Origin of the sequence: Xanthomonas sp. WHRI 6106, from assembly GCF_040202405.1 — a bacterium.
GTDB lineage: Bacteria > Pseudomonadota > Gammaproteobacteria > Xanthomonadales > Xanthomonadaceae > Xanthomonas > Xanthomonas cannabis.
Map to the genome: position 1 here is coordinate 164,478 of NZ_JBEGFC010000006.1, position 16,732 is coordinate 181,209.

The 16,732-nt window shown below is 67.0% G+C and carries 15 protein-coding genes; 6 read left to right on the forward strand and 9 right to left on the reverse strand.

Annotated features, from left to right (window positions below):
- Positions 1–165 precede the first annotated feature (165 nt).
- Together ABQZ09_RS11075 and ABQZ09_RS11080 are read right to left on the reverse strand one after the other, a co-directional pair.
- Positions 166–1,122 carry a ribokinase gene (locus ABQZ09_RS11075; RefSeq protein WP_039565492.1) on the reverse strand — a complete coding sequence of 319 codons (957 nt, stop codon included), beginning with the start codon at positions 1,120–1,122 and terminating at the stop codon, positions 166–168.
- An 80-nt stretch (positions 1,123–1,202) separates the two neighbouring features.
- Positions 1,203–2,501, reverse strand: coding sequence for a NupC/NupG family nucleoside CNT transporter (locus ABQZ09_RS11080; protein ID WP_039408521.1), 1,299 nt, complete (start codon positions 2,499–2,501; stop codon positions 1,203–1,205).
- 154 nt (positions 2,502–2,655) lie between these two features.
- On the opposite strand from ABQZ09_RS11080, the gene ABQZ09_RS11085 reads away from it, so the two are divergent.
- The 5 genes from ABQZ09_RS11085 (at position 2,656) to ABQZ09_RS11105 (ending at position 8,078) form a co-directional block, all read left to right on the forward strand.
- The gene (locus ABQZ09_RS11085) at positions 2,656–3,639 is read left to right on the forward strand and encodes a potassium channel beta subunit family protein (protein ID WP_349776938.1); all 984 of its coding nucleotides are present in this window, start codon (positions 2,656–2,658) and stop codon (positions 3,637–3,639) included.
- A 101-nt stretch (positions 3,640–3,740) separates the two neighbouring features.
- Complete coding sequence (hemP, locus tag ABQZ09_RS11090; protein ID WP_024938306.1) at positions 3,741–3,980, forward strand: hemin uptake protein HemP; 240 nt, start codon at positions 3,741–3,743, stop codon at positions 3,978–3,980.
- 269 nt (positions 3,981–4,249) lie between these two features.
- Positions 4,250–6,481 carry a TonB-dependent hemoglobin/transferrin/lactoferrin family receptor gene (locus tag ABQZ09_RS11095; RefSeq protein ID WP_349776887.1) on the forward strand — a complete coding sequence of 744 codons (2,232 nt, stop codon included), beginning with the start codon at positions 4,250–4,252 and terminating at the stop codon, positions 6,479–6,481.
- Between the two features lie 5 nt (positions 6,482–6,486).
- The gene (locus tag ABQZ09_RS11100; RefSeq protein ID WP_184552813.1) at positions 6,487–7,119 is read left to right on the forward strand and encodes a Hemin transport protein; all 633 of its coding nucleotides are present in this window, start codon (positions 6,487–6,489) and stop codon (positions 7,117–7,119) included.
- Between the two features lie 29 nt (positions 7,120–7,148).
- Positions 7,149–8,078: a DUF6607 family protein gene (locus tag ABQZ09_RS11105; protein ID WP_184552811.1), complete on the forward strand. Its 930-nt coding sequence runs from the start codon at positions 7,149–7,151 to the stop codon at positions 8,076–8,078.
- Positions 8,079–8,219: 141 nt separating this feature from the next.
- On the opposite strand, the gene ABQZ09_RS11110 is transcribed toward ABQZ09_RS11105, so the two are convergent.
- From ABQZ09_RS11110 to ABQZ09_RS11140, 7 genes are all read right to left on the reverse strand, one after another.
- A complete protein-coding gene (locus ABQZ09_RS11110) occupies positions 8,220–8,573 on the reverse strand; it encodes a DMT family protein (RefSeq protein WP_039408585.1) in 354 nt (117 codons plus the stop codon).
- Positions 8,574–8,750: 177 nt separating this feature from the next.
- Positions 8,751–9,635, reverse strand: a complete 885-nt coding sequence (locus ABQZ09_RS11115; protein ID WP_184552809.1) for an ABC transporter permease — start codon at positions 9,633–9,635, stop codon at positions 8,751–8,753.
- Positions 9,632–10,465, reverse strand: coding sequence for an ABC transporter ATP-binding protein (locus tag ABQZ09_RS11120; RefSeq protein WP_184552807.1), 834 nt, complete (start codon positions 10,463–10,465; stop codon positions 9,632–9,634). The genes ABQZ09_RS11115 and ABQZ09_RS11120 overlap by 4 nt, the downstream gene beginning before the upstream one ends.
- A 3-nt stretch (positions 10,466–10,468) precedes the next feature.
- Positions 10,469–11,515, reverse strand: a complete 1,047-nt coding sequence (locus tag ABQZ09_RS11125) for an ABC transporter substrate-binding protein (protein WP_349776888.1) — start codon at positions 11,513–11,515, stop codon at positions 10,469–10,471.
- Positions 11,516–11,555: 40 nt separating this feature from the next.
- Entirely contained in the window at positions 11,556–12,473 is a 918-nt protein-coding gene (locus ABQZ09_RS11130) for a TauD/TfdA dioxygenase family protein (protein ID WP_228314395.1), read from the reverse strand.
- Positions 12,474–12,851: 378 nt separating this feature from the next.
- Complete coding sequence (locus tag ABQZ09_RS11135) at positions 12,852–15,335, reverse strand: ABC transporter permease (RefSeq protein WP_349776889.1); 2,484 nt, start codon at positions 15,333–15,335, stop codon at positions 12,852–12,854.
- Positions 15,332–15,937 carry an ABC transporter ATP-binding protein gene (locus tag ABQZ09_RS11140; RefSeq protein WP_349776890.1) on the reverse strand — a complete coding sequence of 202 codons (606 nt, stop codon included), beginning with the start codon at positions 15,935–15,937 and terminating at the stop codon, positions 15,332–15,334. Before ABQZ09_RS11140 ends, ABQZ09_RS11135 begins: the two co-directional genes overlap by 4 nt.
- Before the next feature lie 103 nt (positions 15,938–16,040).
- On the opposite strand from ABQZ09_RS11140, the gene ABQZ09_RS11145 reads away from it, so the two are divergent.
- Positions 16,041–16,709 carry an arylesterase gene (locus tag ABQZ09_RS11145; protein WP_184552796.1) on the forward strand — a complete coding sequence of 223 codons (669 nt, stop codon included), beginning with the start codon at positions 16,041–16,043 and terminating at the stop codon, positions 16,707–16,709.
- The last annotated feature ends 23 nt before the right edge of the window (positions 16,710–16,732 follow it).

The following is a 16,732-nucleotide window of genomic DNA, read 5'->3' on the forward strand; positions in this document are numbered from 1 at the left end:
CGACCGAAGTTCCTGCAGCAGCAGAGCTCGCAGCGCCCGTCGGCAGCCACGTCTCAACCTGCGGTCCCCAGCGCAAAACAGTCTCAACATGCACGCCAAACCCCTGAACGCAGAAGGCGACCGCATCGCTGCCGTCGCCTTTGTCGATCGCTTGACGCGTGCGGCTTACACAGCCACGTCAGGCAGCATCCGCGGCATCGAGGTGGCCGCGCCTTCCACTTCGGTGGAGCGCGCTGCGTAGCGGGTGGCAAAGCGCACGTGGGTGATGAAGCTCGCCCCCGGCGACTGCGCCAGCGAGGCGACCAGTGCGCCGTTGAAGGCGTCGCCGGCACCGGTGGTGTCCACCGTCTGCGCGCTTTCGGCGCCCACGCGGTAATGCGCGGCAGTGTCGCCGCGCAGCTGTTCGTCGGCGTGCGAAATGAAGGCGCCCACCGCGCCCAGCGTGACCACCACGGTCCCGCCCGGCAGCAACTTGCGGCATAGCGAGTGCAGCGTGTTGCCATCCAGCGCCGCGACATCGTCGGCGTTGATGCGCTCGCCGACGTGGCGGCCGAGCAGCGCGGCGAATTCGGTTTCGTTCGGGGTCAGCACGTCCGACAGCTTGAGCAGGCCGATGGAGGTCGGCGCATTGGCGGGCGCGGCGTTGAGCACGGTCAGCACGCCGCATTCGCGTGCAAGCGCCAGTGCCGATTCGACGGTTTCCGCCGGCGATTCCAGCTGTGCCAGCAGCACACGTGCCGAGGCCACCAGCGCGCGCTGGTTGTCGACAAAGGCCGCACTCAGCACCGAGTTGGCGCCGGCACCGATCACGATGGTGTTGCGGCCATGACCGTCCACATAGATGCCACCGGTGCCGGTGGGCTCGTTGCTGGGCTCGGCGATCAGCGCAAAGCCGTCGTGTGCAGCCAGCGAGCGCGCCAGCGCACCGCCGGCATCGTCGCCCAGCGCGCACAGGAAGTGCGTCCTGGCACCGGCACGTGCGGCCGCGACCGCCTGGTTGAACCCCTTGCCACCGGGCCCGGTGCTGTAGCGGCCGGCGATGGTGGCACCTGGCGCCGGCAACACGTCGCAGCGCCACACGTGATCGACATTGAAAGACCCGACAACGACGACCGAACTCATAAATACCTGCTTGCTTGAATGACTTGAATGAAACGTGGCGTGCGGCGATTAGACCGTGACGCCGATGAACCCGCGCCGCCTCAACCGAAGTGCGAGAGCACCCCGGCAATGGTAGCGGTCATGAAGGTGGCGATCGAACCGCCGAGCACCGCACGCAGGCCGAATTTGGCCAGATCGTGACGACGTTCCGGCGCCAGCCCGCCAATGCCGCCGATCTGGATCGCGATCGAGCTGAAGTTGGCAAAACCGCACAGGGCATACGTGGCAATCAGACGGCCTTCTTCGCTCAGGCTCACGCCGGCCACCTGGCCCTTCACGATCTGCGACAACTCGGTGTAGGCGACGAACTCGTTGATCACCACCTTCTGGCCGATCAACGAACCGACCGTGGTCGCGTCCGCCCAGGGCGTGCCGATCACCCAGGCGACCGGTGCCAGCACATAACCGAAGATCGTCGACAGGTTGGTCGGCCGGCCCAGCGCGGCAGCCGCGCCGGTGACCTCGCCCAGCCAGGTCAGCGGCGCGTTGATCAAGGCGATCAGCGCGATGAAGGCCAACAGCATCGCACCGATGTTCAGCGCCAGGCGCAAACCGTCTCCGGCTCCGGCCGCCGCCGCGTCGATGATGTTGCTGGTGGTCTTTTCCACTTCCATCTTGACCGTGCCGCGGGTCAGCGGGGTGCCGGTTTCCGGCACCAGCAGCTTGGCCACCACCAGGGTGGCCGGTGCGGCCATGATGCTGGCGGCGAGCAGATGCTTGGCATAGAACGCCTGCTGCGCGGGGTCGCTGCCGCCGAGCATGCCGACGTAGGCGGCCAGTACGCCGCCGGCGATATGCGCCATGCCGCCGATCATCATCGTCAGCAGTTCGGACTGGGTCATCTTGGGGATGTACGGGCGCACCGTCAGCGGGGCTTCGGTCTGGCCGATGAACACGCTGGCGCACACGCTGGTGGTTTCCGCGCCGGACACGCGCATCACCTTGGTGATCGCCCATGCCATCGCCCGCACCACCACCTGCATCACGCCCAGGTGATAGAGCACGCCCATCAGCGCAGAGAAGAAGATGATGGTGGGCAGCACCTGGAACGCGAAGATGAAGCCGTAGCTTTCGATGTTCATCAGGCTGCCGAAAATGAAGGTGGAGCCTTCATTGACGAAGCTCAGCACCTTCACAAAGCCCTTGCCCAGCGAATCGAACACATCGCGTCCGCCCGGCACCAGCAGCACCAGCGAGGCGAACGAGATCTGCAGCAGCAGGCCGGTGCCGACCAGCTTCCAGTCGATCGCGCGGCGGTTGCTCGAAAACAGCCAGGTGATGCCGATGAGCACCGCCAGACCGAACAGGCCGAAACCGATCCTTCCCAAACCTTCGACCATTCCAATCCCCGGGGCTGCTGACGGCAAAACGAGAAGCCTAGAGCAGGGGGTGTCGGCGGGCAAGGCGAGCGGCATTCAGACGGCCGTCACAGGCTTGCGCACAGCCCCGGCCCGGTAAACTGCGCAAGCCGGTCCGGGGCAGGTGCCCCGGAGGTTGCAGGAGTTCGCCATGCTTTACCGTCGTCTGGGTTCCACCGGGCTGCAGCTGTCGGCGTTGTCGTTCGGGGCCTGGGTCACCTTCGGCAAGCAGATCGGGCGCGGCGAAGCGCGCAACCTGATCGCCGCGGCCTGGGACAACGGCATCAATTTCTTCGACAACGCCGAGGTCTATGCACGCGGCCGCGCCGAAGAGGTGATGGGCGATGTGATCGCCGATCTGCGCCTGCCGCGCGACGGCTACTGCGTGTCGAGCAAGGTGTTCTTCGGTGCGGTGGACAGCCCGCGCCCGACCCAGCGCGGGCTGTCGCGCAAGCACGTCACCGATGCCTGCCACGCCGCGCTCAAGCGCCTGCGCGTGGACTATCTGGATCTGTATTTCTGCCACCGGCCCGACCTGGACACGCCGGTCCAGGAAACCGTGCGCGCCATGGACGCGCTGATCCGCCAGGGCAAGGTGCTGTATTGGGGCACCTCCGAGTGGAGTGCCGACCAGGTGCACGCGGCCATCGCCATCGCCGAGCAGGAGCACCTGCATGCGCCGGCGATGGAGCAGCCGCAGTACAACCTGCTGCATCGCCAGCGGCTGGAACACGAGTACGCACCGCTGTGCGAGCGCGGGCTGGGCACCACCATCTGGTCGCCGCTGGCCTCGGGCCTGCTCACCGGCAAATACAACCAGGGCGTGGACGCGGACAGTCGCCTGGGCCAGCCGGGCAACGCCTGGTTGCAGGAAGAGGTGTTTGGGGCAGCGGAGTCGCGCCGCGTCGAGCGCGTACGGGCCTTCTGCGCCCTGGCCGCCGAACTGGGCCACGCGCCCGCACGGCTGGCCATCGCCTGGTGCCTGCGCAACCCGCACGTGTCCAGTGTGATCCTCGGTGCCAGCCGGGTCGCCCAACTGGAAGAAAACCTCGGCGCCCTGGAGACGCTCGCGCAGATGGACGCAGCCGGATGGGAGCGGGTGGACGCGGTCACACGGTGACGCGAAGCACCGCTACCGATTGATCTGGTCAATTGAGAGCGATGAGGTGATGCAAAGATCCAGCCATTCAGATGAGAATGGCTCTTGATCATTAAATGAGAATGGTTATTATTTGTCTGGCCAACCGACTGGAGATCCAGATCATGACCGCTCATCCCGTACTGCTCCGCTCCGAACCGGTCAACCTGCGCGACCGCGCCGCGCCGCGTGCTGTGCCTGCCGAAGACCTCATCAGCAGCGAGGCGCTGCTCAAGGGTCGCCGCGAAGTGCTGATCCAGCATGGCGACCGTGTGTATCGCCTGCGCCACACCAGCAACGACAAGCTCATTCTCACCAAGTAACCCTGGCAGCGCGCCCGGCTGCGCCCCCCACGCGGGCGCGGCCGTACGATGCTGAAGGGCAGCGCAGGCGCGCCCTCGCGCTAGTGTCCAGGGCACCGCTGCAACAGCAGCGCTTCAGTGCTGTCGATTTGCACCAACGCACCGGCTGACGGATGCGGCATCACCGCTGCGGGCGCTGCCGCCGCCGTCCGCCATTCCGTTCTCCCTCGGCTGCCGCACGCGGCGTGTCGCTGCGCGCAAGGGCCGGGGTCTCCCACAAAGGTTCTTGAATGATCCGCCTGCATCCGCTGGTGGCCGCGCTGTCGCTTGCGCTGCCTGCAGTTCCGTTGTGTGCCCATGCTGCCGACGCAGATGCCGGCGGCGAGCCGGCGCGTGAGGTGCACGATTTCGACCGCCTGCAGGTCACCGCCACGCGCACCCAACGGGCGTTGGTCGACGTGCCGGGCACAGTGGACGTGATCGACCGCGAGCAGCTGGACAACCAACTGGTGCGCGAACTCAAGGATTTGTTTCGCTATACGCCCGGTGTGTCGGTCACCACCAACAGCGGCCGCTTCACCGGTGCCAGCGGCATCCGCGTTCGTGGCCTGGACGGTAACCGCGTGGCGATCCTGGTCGACAACGTGCCGGTATCGGATACCTTCGCGTTTGGCAGCTATCTCAATGCCAACCGTAACTTTGTCGATCTGGAAACGCTCAAGCGCGTGGAAGTGGTGCGCGGGCCGGCCAGCGCCTTGTACGGGTCCGATGCGCTGGGCGGTGTGGTGGCCTTCGTCACCAAGGATCCATCCGATTATCTGACCGACGATACGTCCAGCTACGTCGGCCTGAAGTTCGGCTACGAAGGCGACTGGAACGGGCTGTTTGCCGGCGCCACCGGCGCCTTCGGCGGCGAGCGCTGGAGCGGGATGGTGGCCGTTGCGCACCGTCAGGGCCAGGAGGCGCAAAACCAGGGGGACATCCGCAGCCGCGATTTCACCCGCACTGCAGCCAACCCGCAGCAGGTCGACGGCCGCAGCGTACTGACCAAGCTGGTGTATGCGCCAAGCGCACGACAGCGTTTCAAACTCACGGTCGAAGGCAACGAAGACTACGGCAGCATCGATGCGCTCACCAGCATCGACACGCGTTCGCCAATCGCATCGTTGCGCATCCTGTCGCAGGTGGGGCGCGACCATCAAACCCGTGCGCGGGTGTCGCTGCGGCACGAGATCGATGCGCTGGATTCCGCACTGGCCGACGATCTGCAGTGGCAGATGTATCGCCAGGACAGCGAGAGCCTGCAGCGCACCAACGAGTTGCGCGGCAACAACACCCGCCGCCATAACGAACACACCTTCGACCAGCGTGTTTACGGCCTGCTGGTCAACGCCCACAAAGCCATCGACACCGGCACGCTTCGCCACGAAATCACCTATGGCCTGGACGGCACCTGGACCGACACGCGTGCCAAGCGCGATGGCTATTCGGTCAACCTGGCCAATGGGGCAGTCACCAATCGGGTCGGCCAGGACGTGTTTCCGGTACGCGATTTCCCGACCAGCGAAACCACCAAGCTCGGGTTGTATGCGCAGGACGAAATCGGCCTGCTCGATGGCCGCCTGTCGCTGACGCCGGGCGTGCGCGTGGACTATTTCCGGCTGTCGCCGCAGGTGGACGACATCTTCCGCGAAGACAATCCCGGCGTTGCCGCCGCGACCATCGACCAAACCCAGGTCTCGCCCAAGTTCGGCGCGGTGTGGCGGTTCTCCGATGCATGGTCGGCGTACGCCAACTACGCGCATGGCTTCCGCGCGCCGCCGTACAACGACGTCAATATCGGCTTCACCAATCTGCAGGGGCGCTATACCGCCATCGCCAACCCGGACCTGAAAGCGGAAACCAGTCGCGGTGGTGAACTGGGGCTGCGCTTCAACGACGCGCTCGGTTATCTCGGCCTGGCGGTGTACTACACCGATTACCGCGATTTCATCGAGTCCAATGCGCCAGCCGGGGTCAACGCCGATGGTTTCATGGTGTTCCAGTCGCGCAACGTGGACGATGTGGTGATCAAGGGCGCGGAGGCACGCGGCGGCCTGGATCTCGGGGTGCTGGCCGGCTGGCAGGGCTGGTCGTTGAACAGTGCGGTTGCCTATTCGGAAGGCGACAACCTGACCGACAACACGCCGCTCAACTCGGTGGATCCGCTGCGCGGCACGCTCGGCGTGGCCTTCGACAGCGACAGCTGGGGCGCAGAGCTGATCGGCAGCTTCGTCGCGCGCAAGCGGCGCCCCCAGTTGGCAAGCTATTACACCCCGGCCGGCTACGCCACGCTGGACCTGATGGGGCACTGGGAGTTCGCACCCGGCGCCAGGCTCACCGCCGGCCTCTTCAATCTGGCCGACCGCCGCTACGTGGACTGGAATGCACTGCCCAACGGCACGCTGGCCGGCAGCACGGTGGTGGACCGCTTCACCGGCGCCGGGCGCACCGCCGCGGTCAGCCTGGCCGTGAGCTGGTAGCGGCCATGCCCATCGCCCGCACACCGCCGGTGTCGTCGCATGCACGCGCTACCGCCGCGGCGCTGCCGCGTCCGCCGCAGTTGTCGGCGTTGGGGACGGTGCTGTGCCTGTACCGCCCTGCGCTGGGCAATGAACTCGATGGCTGGCAGCGCGCGGTCGATGCGGCCGCCTTGCGACAGGTCGATAGCGAGGGCGTGCGCGAGAGCGTGTGGTTCTTCGATGCCGACGGCCACTGCTGCTGGCGGTTGTACCTGTTGCCGGACAGCGACTTCCTGAGTTGGGACCGGCTGGTTTCGCGCTTGCCGTCCGTACCGGACGACACCCAGGGCCTGGGCGTGGGCGAGCGCCTGTGGCGGCGGCTGGCCGGACGCATGCGCGGCGAGAGCTGGCGGTTGAGCGCGCTGCGGCTACACCCGGCGGGCGGGCGCGCGCAACCCCTGGCGGCGAGCCTTGCGACCGTGTCGGCGTTGGGGGCGGAGGTCGCCGCACGGCTTGCGCGGGAAGAAGGCATCGACGGTCGCGTGGCCGTGGACGATTGCTGCTGCGCGCGCGCTGCCTCGTCGCGCGCGGCGCAGGCCGACGCGCGCGGTGCCGATCCCATCGCCATGACCGCTGCGCTGCTGCGCCTGCGCCGCTGACATCCCCGTCATCACCACCGAGAGTTCCGATGAGTCGATTCGTTCCCCCTTGTCTTGCCCTGACCCTGAGCCTGTTACCCGTGGTCGCCGCTGCAGCGACAGATGCCGAGCGCGATCGCCAGAGCATCCTGGCGATGCAGGGCGAATACGCGGTGGATTTCGCCTTCGACGAAACCGTGTTGCTCAAGCCCGGCTACGAGCGCGCCTCGGCGATGCGCAGCGGTGCGAGCGAGGTGGTCATCGTGGTCGAGGACAGCCCGCGAAAGATCGTGTTGCAGCACCTGCTGGTGGATGAGAAGACCAAGCACGTGACCAAGCACTGGCGGCAGGACTGGGTCTATCAGGCGCCGCAGCGGTTCGAGTTCAGTGCGGACCAGACCTGGCAGGTGCGTGCGGTGCCGGCCGCCACGACCACCGGTGCGTGGACCCAATGCGTGTTCGAAGTCAGCGATGCGCCACGCTATTGCGGTACCGGCCGCTGGGACTACGCCGATGGCCACCCGACCTGGACCAGTGACTTGAGCTGGCGCCCGTTGCCGCGCCGCGAGTACACCAAGCGCAGCGACTACAACGCGCTCTCGGTGATCAATCGGCATACCCTCACGCCCAATGGCTGGACGCACGAACAGTTCAACACCAAGGTGCTGCGCAAGCCCGGCGGCAGCCAGGAAGCGATCGCACGCGAGTTCGGCTTCAACGACTACCGCAAGACCACCGAGGTCGATTTCGCTCCGGCCTATGCCTACTGGAAGGGCACGCAGGATTACTGGGCCAAGGTGCGTGCACGCTGGGCCAGATTTCTGGACACACCGCCGGGCCTGCACCTGAAGTCCAAGCCCGATGGCATGGCGATGATCATGCCGATGTTCGAGCAGGCCGAAGCTGTGCAAGCGGGCAAGCGGATCAAGGACGCGCAGATCGATGCAGTGTTTGCGCAATGGGTGGAAGCGGCGAACTAGCCAGCCCAGGTTGTAGGAGCGAACCCGGGCGCGACGCGGCATTCCCGACACGCTATCGCGTCGCGCCCCGGGACGCTGCTGCGAGGTCGCGCCCTGGTGCGCTCCTACGGGCGAGGCGGGGGCTGGTTGCTCAAAGGGCCATTACTCCTTGAACATCAAAAACGCCGCCACCAGGATCAGCCCGAATGCGGCCCAGTGATTCCATTTCAGCGACTGGCCCAGGTAGAACGTCGAGAACCCGGCAAACACCAGCAGCGTGATCACTTCCTGCATGCCCTTGAGCTGCGGCGCCGAGTACACCGCGCTGCCCAACCGGTTGCCCGGCACCTGCAGGCAGTATTCGAAGAACGCAATGCCCCAGCTGACCAGGATCGCGATCATCAGCGGGGTGCTCTTGTACTTCAGATGCCCGTACCAGGCGAAGGTCATGAACACATTGCTGGCGAGCAGCAACAGGACCGGATACAGGTAGGCAGTGAACGACGCGGTGGGCATGACGGCAGACGGCAGCGACGGGGCCGGCAGCATAAGCCAGACCCGTTAAGCGCACGCGACCGTTCCGATGAGCCCGGCAGGCAGGCTGAGGCTGGTCAGGGACGGCCCGACATGGCTGCATGCAGCCCAGTCAGGCATCAACCCCGGCTGCGCATCGCCGCCGCCGGGGCAGAGCCGCTAGCGTTGCATGCCCCAGCGTCGCACGGTGAGCCGCTCGATCGCCTGGAACACCACGCCCTCCACCAGCAGGCCCAGCACGATCACCATGGCCAGGCCGGCAAACACCTTGTCGGTGTAAAGCTCGTTGCGGTTCTGGAAGATGTACCAGCCCAGCCCGCCCTGACCGGAGGTGGCGCCGAACACCAGCTCGGCGGCGATCAGGGTGCGCCAGGCGAACGCCCAGCCGATCTTCAGGCCGGACAGGATCGCCGGCAGCGCCGCCGGAATCAGCAGCTGCGCCACATAGCGCGGCCCACGCAAGCCGTAGTTGCGGCCGGCCATGCGCAGCGTGTCGGGCACCGCCTGAAAGCCGGCGTAGGTGGTCAGCGCCAGCGGCCACAGCACCGAGTGCACCAGCACGAACACCAGGCTGCCGGTGCCCAGCCCGAACCACAGCAGGGCCAGCGGCAACAGCGCGATGGCCGGCAGCGGGTTGAACATGGCGGTCAGTGTGCCAAGCACGTCGCGGCCCCAACGGGTGGAGGCGGCCACGGCGGTCAGCACGAACGCCAGCACCACGCCCAGCGCGTAGCCCTGCGCCAGCACCCGCAGTGAAGCGCCCACCCGGCGCAGCAGTTCGCCCGACAGCAGGCCGTCGTAGAACGCGCGCGCGGTCTGTAGTGCGCTTGGCAGCATCAGATCGTCGCCGACCACGCGCGCGGCGACCTCCCAGGCCGCTCCAAGGACCAGTAGCACCACGGCCTTGCGCAGCCAGGCCGGCGCCTGCCAGCGGATCGGCGCAGCGGCGGTCAACAGGGCCGGGTCCAGTGGCTGCAGCGTCAATTCGTATTCCGCGCGCACCGGTGGAATCGGCGGCAACGTGGTGGCGGGCGAGCGGCTCATGGCAGCGCCTCACGCTGCAGTGGCGCATTGCGACGCAATGGCGCCACCTTGTCGTCGTCCAGGGTGTCGTCGGGCAGATCGAACAGCAGCCGGTGAATCCGTTGCGCGGTCTGCTGAAACGCCACGCTACCGGCGCTATGTGGCCCGAAGGCATGCGCGTTGAGCTCGGCGCGCACCTGGCCCGGGTGCGGCGACAGCAGCAGCACACGGTTGCCGACCACCAACGCCTCTTCGATGGAATGAGTGACGAACAACAGCGTGAAGCGCGATTGTTCCCAGAGCTCCAGCACCTGCTCCTGCATGCGCGAACGCGTCAGCGCATCCAGTGCCGCGAAGGGCTCGTCCATCAGCAACACGCGTGGACGCATCGCCAGCGCGCGCGCAATGGCGACGCGCTGCTTCATGCCGCCGGACAAGGTGTGTGGGTAGGCCTCGGCAAACGCGCTCAGCCCGACCTGGGCCAGACTCTCGTCCGCCCGTTCGCGTGCTTCGGCGCGCGACAGCGTGCGCGCCGCCCGCAGGCCAAAGATCACGTTGTCGCGCACGCTCTTCCAGGGCGCCAGCTGATCGAATTCCTGAAACACCACCACCCGATCCGGCCCCGGCCCGGTCACCGCCTGTCCGTCCAGACGGATCTGCCCCTCGCGCGGGCCGACGAAGCCGGCCACCGCCTTGAGCAGGGTGGATTTGCCGCACCCCGATGGCCCCAGCAGCACGAAACGGTCGGCTTCATGCACATCGAAGCGCACCCGATGGGTGGCGCGCACCACCCGCTGGGCGGAGGCGTATTCCAGGCTGACATGATCGACCTGCAGCAAGGGCGTGCTCATCGCTCAGCTCCCGCCCGCAACCAGCGGGTCGTCGAAGAAGTAGTCGCTGACCTTGGCCGGTGCCTGCTTGATCGCCCCGCTGTGCTGCATGAACTTGCCCAGCTTCAACGTGTTTTGCGGCGCCACGGTGAACTGCACCTTGGGGTCCTTGAGGATCTGCAGCACCAGCGCGCGGTCGATCCCCGAGCCATTGCGGCGCAGGAAGATATCCGCCGCCTGATCCGGATGCGCGGTGACGAACTTGGCTGCCTGGTCCAGTGCGGCGACGAAGGCGCGATAAGTCTTGGGATTGTCGCGGCGGAATTTTTCGGTGGCGTACAGCACTGTCGCCGACGACGGGCCGCCCTCGATGTCGTAGGAACTGGTCACGATATGCGCGGCCGGGTTGCGCGCCAGCTCCTGCTCCTGGAACGGCGGGCTGGCGAAATGCGCGGTGATTTCAGTGCGGCCACGGATGATCGCCGCCGCCGCATCCGGGTGCGGCAACGCCACCTGCAGCGGATCGAGCTGATGGGTGCCCTTGTCGCCCCAGCGCTGTTGCGAGGCATGCTGCAGAAAACGCGACTGCACCGACACGCCGGTGGCAGGCACCGCAATGCGGTCCTGCGGGGTGAAATCGCCGATGCTCTTGATGCGTGGGTTATTGCTGATCAGGTAGTACGGAAAATTGCCCAGCGAGGCCACCCCACGCACATTCTGCCGGCCGCGCGTGCGGTCCCAGATGGTGAACAATGGTCCCACGCCGGCACCGGCGATATCGATCGCCCCGGTGAGCAACGCATCGTTGACCGCTGCGCCACCGGAGAGCTGCAGAAACTGCACGTCGATGTCGACACCGGCGGCCTTGCCCTGCTGCTCGATCAACTTCTGGTCCTGCGCCACATCCAGCAGCAGATAGACGATGCCGAATTGCTTGGCGATGCGCAGCTTGCCTTCGGCCTGCGCCTGCGGGCTATGCAGCAGCGGCAAGGCGGCCAGAAACAGCAGCGCGATGGGCCGCAAAAAGCGTCGGCGCTGCGAAGGTGCGTGAGAAGTGACAGTCAAACGCATGCGGCGCTCCGGTCGATGAGGGGGGAGGGCAGGCGCGCGCTCAGAACGGCGCATCGCCTTCGATGGTGGTGCGGTTGAGACGGCGACGCAGGTGATCGGGCGTACCGGCGGCCAGATGCATGACCGAGCGGTTGTCCCAGAACACCATGTCATGCGGCTGCCAGCGATGCCGGTACACCAGCGCCGCGCGCGTGCTGTGCGCAAACAAGGTCTGCAACAGCGCCCGGCTTTCGTCCTCGGGCAGGCCGACGATGCGGGTGGTGAAATGCTCGCTGACGAACAACGCTTTCTGGCCGGTTTCCGGATGCGTGCGCACCACCGGGTGCTGCACGGGCGTCACTTCGGCAATCTGCTCTGGCGTCAGTGCCGGCCGCCACGGATTGCGCGCGCGCAGCTCTTCGTACTTGGCCAGATAACTATGTTCGGCGCGCAGGTCCTGCACCGTGCGCTTGAGCGCGTCGGGCAGCGTTTGCCACGCCAGGTGCTGGTTGGCGAAGAGGGTATCGCCGCCCTCGCTTGGCAGCTCCTGCGCGTGCAGCAGCGAACCCAGGCTCGGGGTCTGCTTGTAGGACAGATCCGAGTGCCAGTAATGCCCGGCATCGCCCAGGCCGATCGGCTCGCCGTTTTCCTTGATGTTGGACACCACCAGCACTTCCGGGTGCCCGCGCAGCTGGAAATTGCGCAGCACATGGATCTGCAACGGCCCGAAGCGACGGCTGAAATCCACCTGCTGCGCCGGGGTGATGCGTTGATCGCGGAACACCAGCACGTGGTGATCCAGATGCGCCCGATGGATGCGCGCGAACGTAGCCGCGTCCAGCGGTTGCGACAGATCCAGCCCGATCACCTCTGCGCCCAGTGGCGCATCGAACGGCACGATCCGCACGCCTGACGCAGCCGCGGTGGTGGCATCGGCACGCGGCGGTTGCACACGCGGGGCGGAGCGACTGCTGGCCATGACCTTGGCACCTCGACAACGGCAAAGGCCGCCAACGGCGACCGGACTGGTCACTCTAGGCAGTCATGCCGTCGCTGCGAACGTACGATTGGCAAGGTGCTTATGCGCTGCGGGTATATGAAATGCGCCACCTACATCGTGCTTCGCCCGCCGCAGATACCGTTGCGCCGATTCCCGCGTTGCCGTCAGACGGCGCAGCACATGCCGTCGTCAGCCAGCACGGCGTGCCCGCGCGCCGAGGGCGGCCGCAGAACGGAGCGCGCACCGTCAGACGGGCGCGGACGGCGTGCAGGAAACGCTGTGTACCAGTGTTACATGCGGATCCCGAACACCGGCCGCGCCCGCCTGAGATCTGCGCAGTAGTCTGGTTGGCTGCTCTTATTCGCTGCGTAACGCCAACGCCGGTGGCGTGGACAGGATGCGACGGGTGCCTGACCAGCCGGCCAGCAGGCTCAGGGCGAGCCCGAATGCGCCGCCCAGCAGCAGACGCGGCCAGTCCGGTGCCAGTGCGATCTCGAAGGCCTGTTGTCCGACCAGCGCGCCGATCACCGCCGCCGCCATTACCGCCAGCCCCGCCGCCAGCAGCCCCAGCGCACCAAATTCCACCAGCACTGCGCCGCGTAGCTGCCCGCGGCGCGCGCCCAGCGTGCGCAGCACGGCACTGTCGTAGCGGCGCTCGCCGGCGGTGGCCTGCAGCGCCGCCAGCAGCACCAGCACACCGGCGAGCAGGCTGAAGCCCATCACCAGTTGCACCGCCTGTGCCACCTGGTCGATCACGTCGCGCACGCGGCCCAGGATGGCATCGATATCCAGCACCGAGATGTTGGGGTAGTCGCGGCTCAGCGACGCCAGCTTGGGGGCACTGCCGGGCGGCAGGTGGAAGGCCGAAATCAGGTTGTACGGCGCATCGCCGACTGCGCCCTCATTGAGCAGCAGGAAAAAGTTGACCCGGAACGAATCCCAATCGGCCTTGCGGATGCTGGTGACGGTAAAACTGCGTTGCTGTTCGCCCAGCAGCAAGGTGATGCGGTCACCGAGTTTGAGCTGGTAGCGCTGTGCCCAGCCTTCTTCCACCGAGGCTTCCGCTGCAGTGCTGTCGGCTGCCCAGAACTTGCCCCGCAACAGCGTATTGGCCGGCGGAAATGCATGCCGCCAGGAAAAATTGACCGGGCGGTTGTCGCCGTCGCCATCGTCGGCCGGGTCGCGGTCACCGCGCACCGGCGACTTGTCGTTGATGGCGACCAGGCGTCCGGTGGAAAACGGCTCCACTGCTGCGTTGTCCACGCCCAGGCCGTGCAATGTCTGCAGCACCGGCTCGGTCTGCTCGGGCTGGATATTCATCAGGAAGTAGTTGGGCGTATCGGCCGGGAGGCGGTCGCGCCACTGGCCGAGCAGGCCGGGGCCGACCACGGCCAGCAGCAACAGCGCGCACAAGGACAGCGACAGCCCGACCAACTGCACCACGCTTAGCCCGCGTCGTCGTGTCAACGAGGCCAGGCCCAGCTTCCAGGAACCGCGCAGGCGGTGCTGGATCGGCCGCAGCAGCGCGAGCAGGCCAAGGCCCAGTATCATCGCCACCAGCGCCAGCGCCGCCAGCCCACCCAGCACCCAGCCAGCCAGCACCAGGTTGCCGGTGGCATACACGGTCAGCGCCAGCGTCGCGGCCAAGGCTGCGCCATACACCAGCAACGAGCTCGGCGGCACGGCTGCAAAACTGCGGTTGAGCACGCGCATCGGCGGCACATTGCGCAGCCGCAACAGCGGCGGCAGGCCGAAGCCCAGCAACAGGGTCAGGCCGATGCCCGCACCGGCCAGCGCCGGGGTAGCCTGCGGCAGCGGCAGGCGGTTCGGAATCAGGCTGCCGAGTGCCTGCACCAGGCCTTCCTGCGCCAGCATGCCCAGCCCGATGCCGACCAGGCAGGCCGGAATCGCGGTCAACAGCAATTGCAGCGACAGCATCGCCAGGATGTCGCGCTGCTTCGCGCCCAGGCAACGCAGCACTGCCACGGTGTCGATACGCCGCATCGCAAACCGGTTTGCCGCCAGCGCGGTCGCCACGCCGGACAACAGCACCGCCAGCAAGGCCGACAAGGCCAAAAAGCGGCCGGCACGATCGAACGCCGCACGCATGCCGCGCTGGGTGTCTTCGATACCGACCAGGCGGTACTCGCTGGCACGCGGCTTCAGCCAGGCGCGCAGGTCGGCGATGGCATCCGGCGCACCAGCGAACATCAACCGGTAGGAGGCACGGCTACCCGGCCCGAGCAGGCCGGCACCTTCGATATCGGCGCGATTGACCAGCAACGGCGGCGACAGCTGCATCAGCTCGCCGGAGGCATCCGGCTCGGCGCGCAGCACGCCGGTGATGGTCAGGTGGCCGGCGCCGAATTCGAGTCGCTCGCCCACGCGCAGGCCCAGCGCCTCGAGCAGGCGCGGGTCGGCATAGGCCTGGCCCGGCGGCGGGGCGCTGGCAACGCTGCCCTGCGTGCCGGCGGCATCCCTCGACACCAGCAGCTGCCCGCGCAACGGGTAACCGGCGCCAACGCCGCGGATATTGGCCATCTGGCTGGCATCGCCATGGAACAGCACGCTGGGGAAGCTGACCATGCGCGTGCTCTGCAGGCCGCGTCGTTGCGCTTCTTCGGCGAAATCGGCCGGAATCTCCTGGCGGCCGGTCACGCCCAGATCGCCACCGAGCACCTCGGCCGCGCTGGAGGTCAAGGCGAGTGTCACCCGGTTGACCAGCGTGCCGACGGCGGTCATTACCGCTACGCCCAGCACCAGCGCAGCGAACACCGTGAGCAGGTCGCCGGCCAGGAATTCGCGGCGTACCGCGCGTGCGGCTTGTCGCAGCACGTTCATGCGGCCGGACCGGTCTGTGCATGCAGGCGGCCGCTGTCGATGCGGTAGATGTACTTGCAGCGCTGCGCCAGGGTCATGTCGTGGGTGACCAGCACCAGGGTGGTATCGCTGGTCGCATTGAGCGCGAACAACAGGTCGCTGATCTGCGCGCCGGTGGCTTGGTCCAGGCTGCCGGTGGGTTCGTCGGCGAACAGGATGCGCGGGCGGGCCACGAACGCACGCGCCAGTGCCACGCGTTGCTGCTCGCCGCCGGACAGCTGGCGCGGGTAATGGCGCGCACGCGCACTCAGGCCCACCGCTTCCAGCACTTCGCGCACCCGCGCCGGGTCTTCGCGCCCGGCCAGTTCCAGCGGCAGCGCGATGTTTTCTTCGGCGGTCAGCGCCGGCAACAGGTGGAAGCTCTGGAACACGAAGCCCACCTCGCGGGCGCGCAGGGCGGCGCGGGCTTCTTCGTCCAGCTGGCCCAGGTCCTGGCCCGACAGCGCGATGCTGCCGCGGCTGGGCAGGTCCAGCCCGGCCAGCAGGCCGAGCAGGGTGGTCTTGCCCGAACCGGAGGCGCCGACGATGGCGATGCTGTCGCCTTCACTGACCGTCAAGCTCACGTTGTCGAGGATGTGGAGTGTTCCCTCCGGTCCGCTGACGGACTTGCCGACCTCGCGGACGTCGATGGCGGTGCGGGTGCTGGAGCGGGGGGCCAGACTGTCGATGAGGAATCTCCGAATGCGTGAAAGAACACTGCGATATGGCGTGCTGGCCCTGTGGCTGCTGGCACTGTCCCTGCTTGCGCCGGGGATTGCCTCTGCCAAAAGTCCGGCCACCACGGCACCGATCCTGATCGTTGGCGACAGCCTGAGCGCTGCGCACAACATTCCGGTGCAGTCCGGCTGGGTGACCTTGCTGGACCAACGCCTGAAGCGTGACATGGCGACGCCACCGGCGGTCGTCAATGCCAGCATCAGCGGCGAAACCACCTCCGGTGCGCTGACCCGGCTGCCCGGCCTGCTGGAAAAACACCGTCCCGGCGTGGTGGTGATCGAACTGGGCGGCAACGACGCGCTGCGCGGCCTGACCCCGGCCCAGCTCAAGGGCAACCTGGAAAAGATGATCCAGCTCAGCCAACGGGCCAATGCCAAGGTGCTGTTGCTGGGCATCGACGTACCGCCCAACTACGGCCCGGCGTACCGTGAGCGCCTCAAGGCCACCTACGCAGACCTGTCGAAACAGTACACCACCGCGCTGGTGCCGTTCTTCCTGGAAAAGGTGGCATTGCAGCCGGGGCTGATGCAGAACGACGGCCTGCACCCGACCGCCGCAGCCCAGCCCAAGGTGCTGGAGACGGTGTGGCCCGCGCTACGTCCGCTGCTCCCGCGCTAGACCCTGCACGTCACAAAACGTTG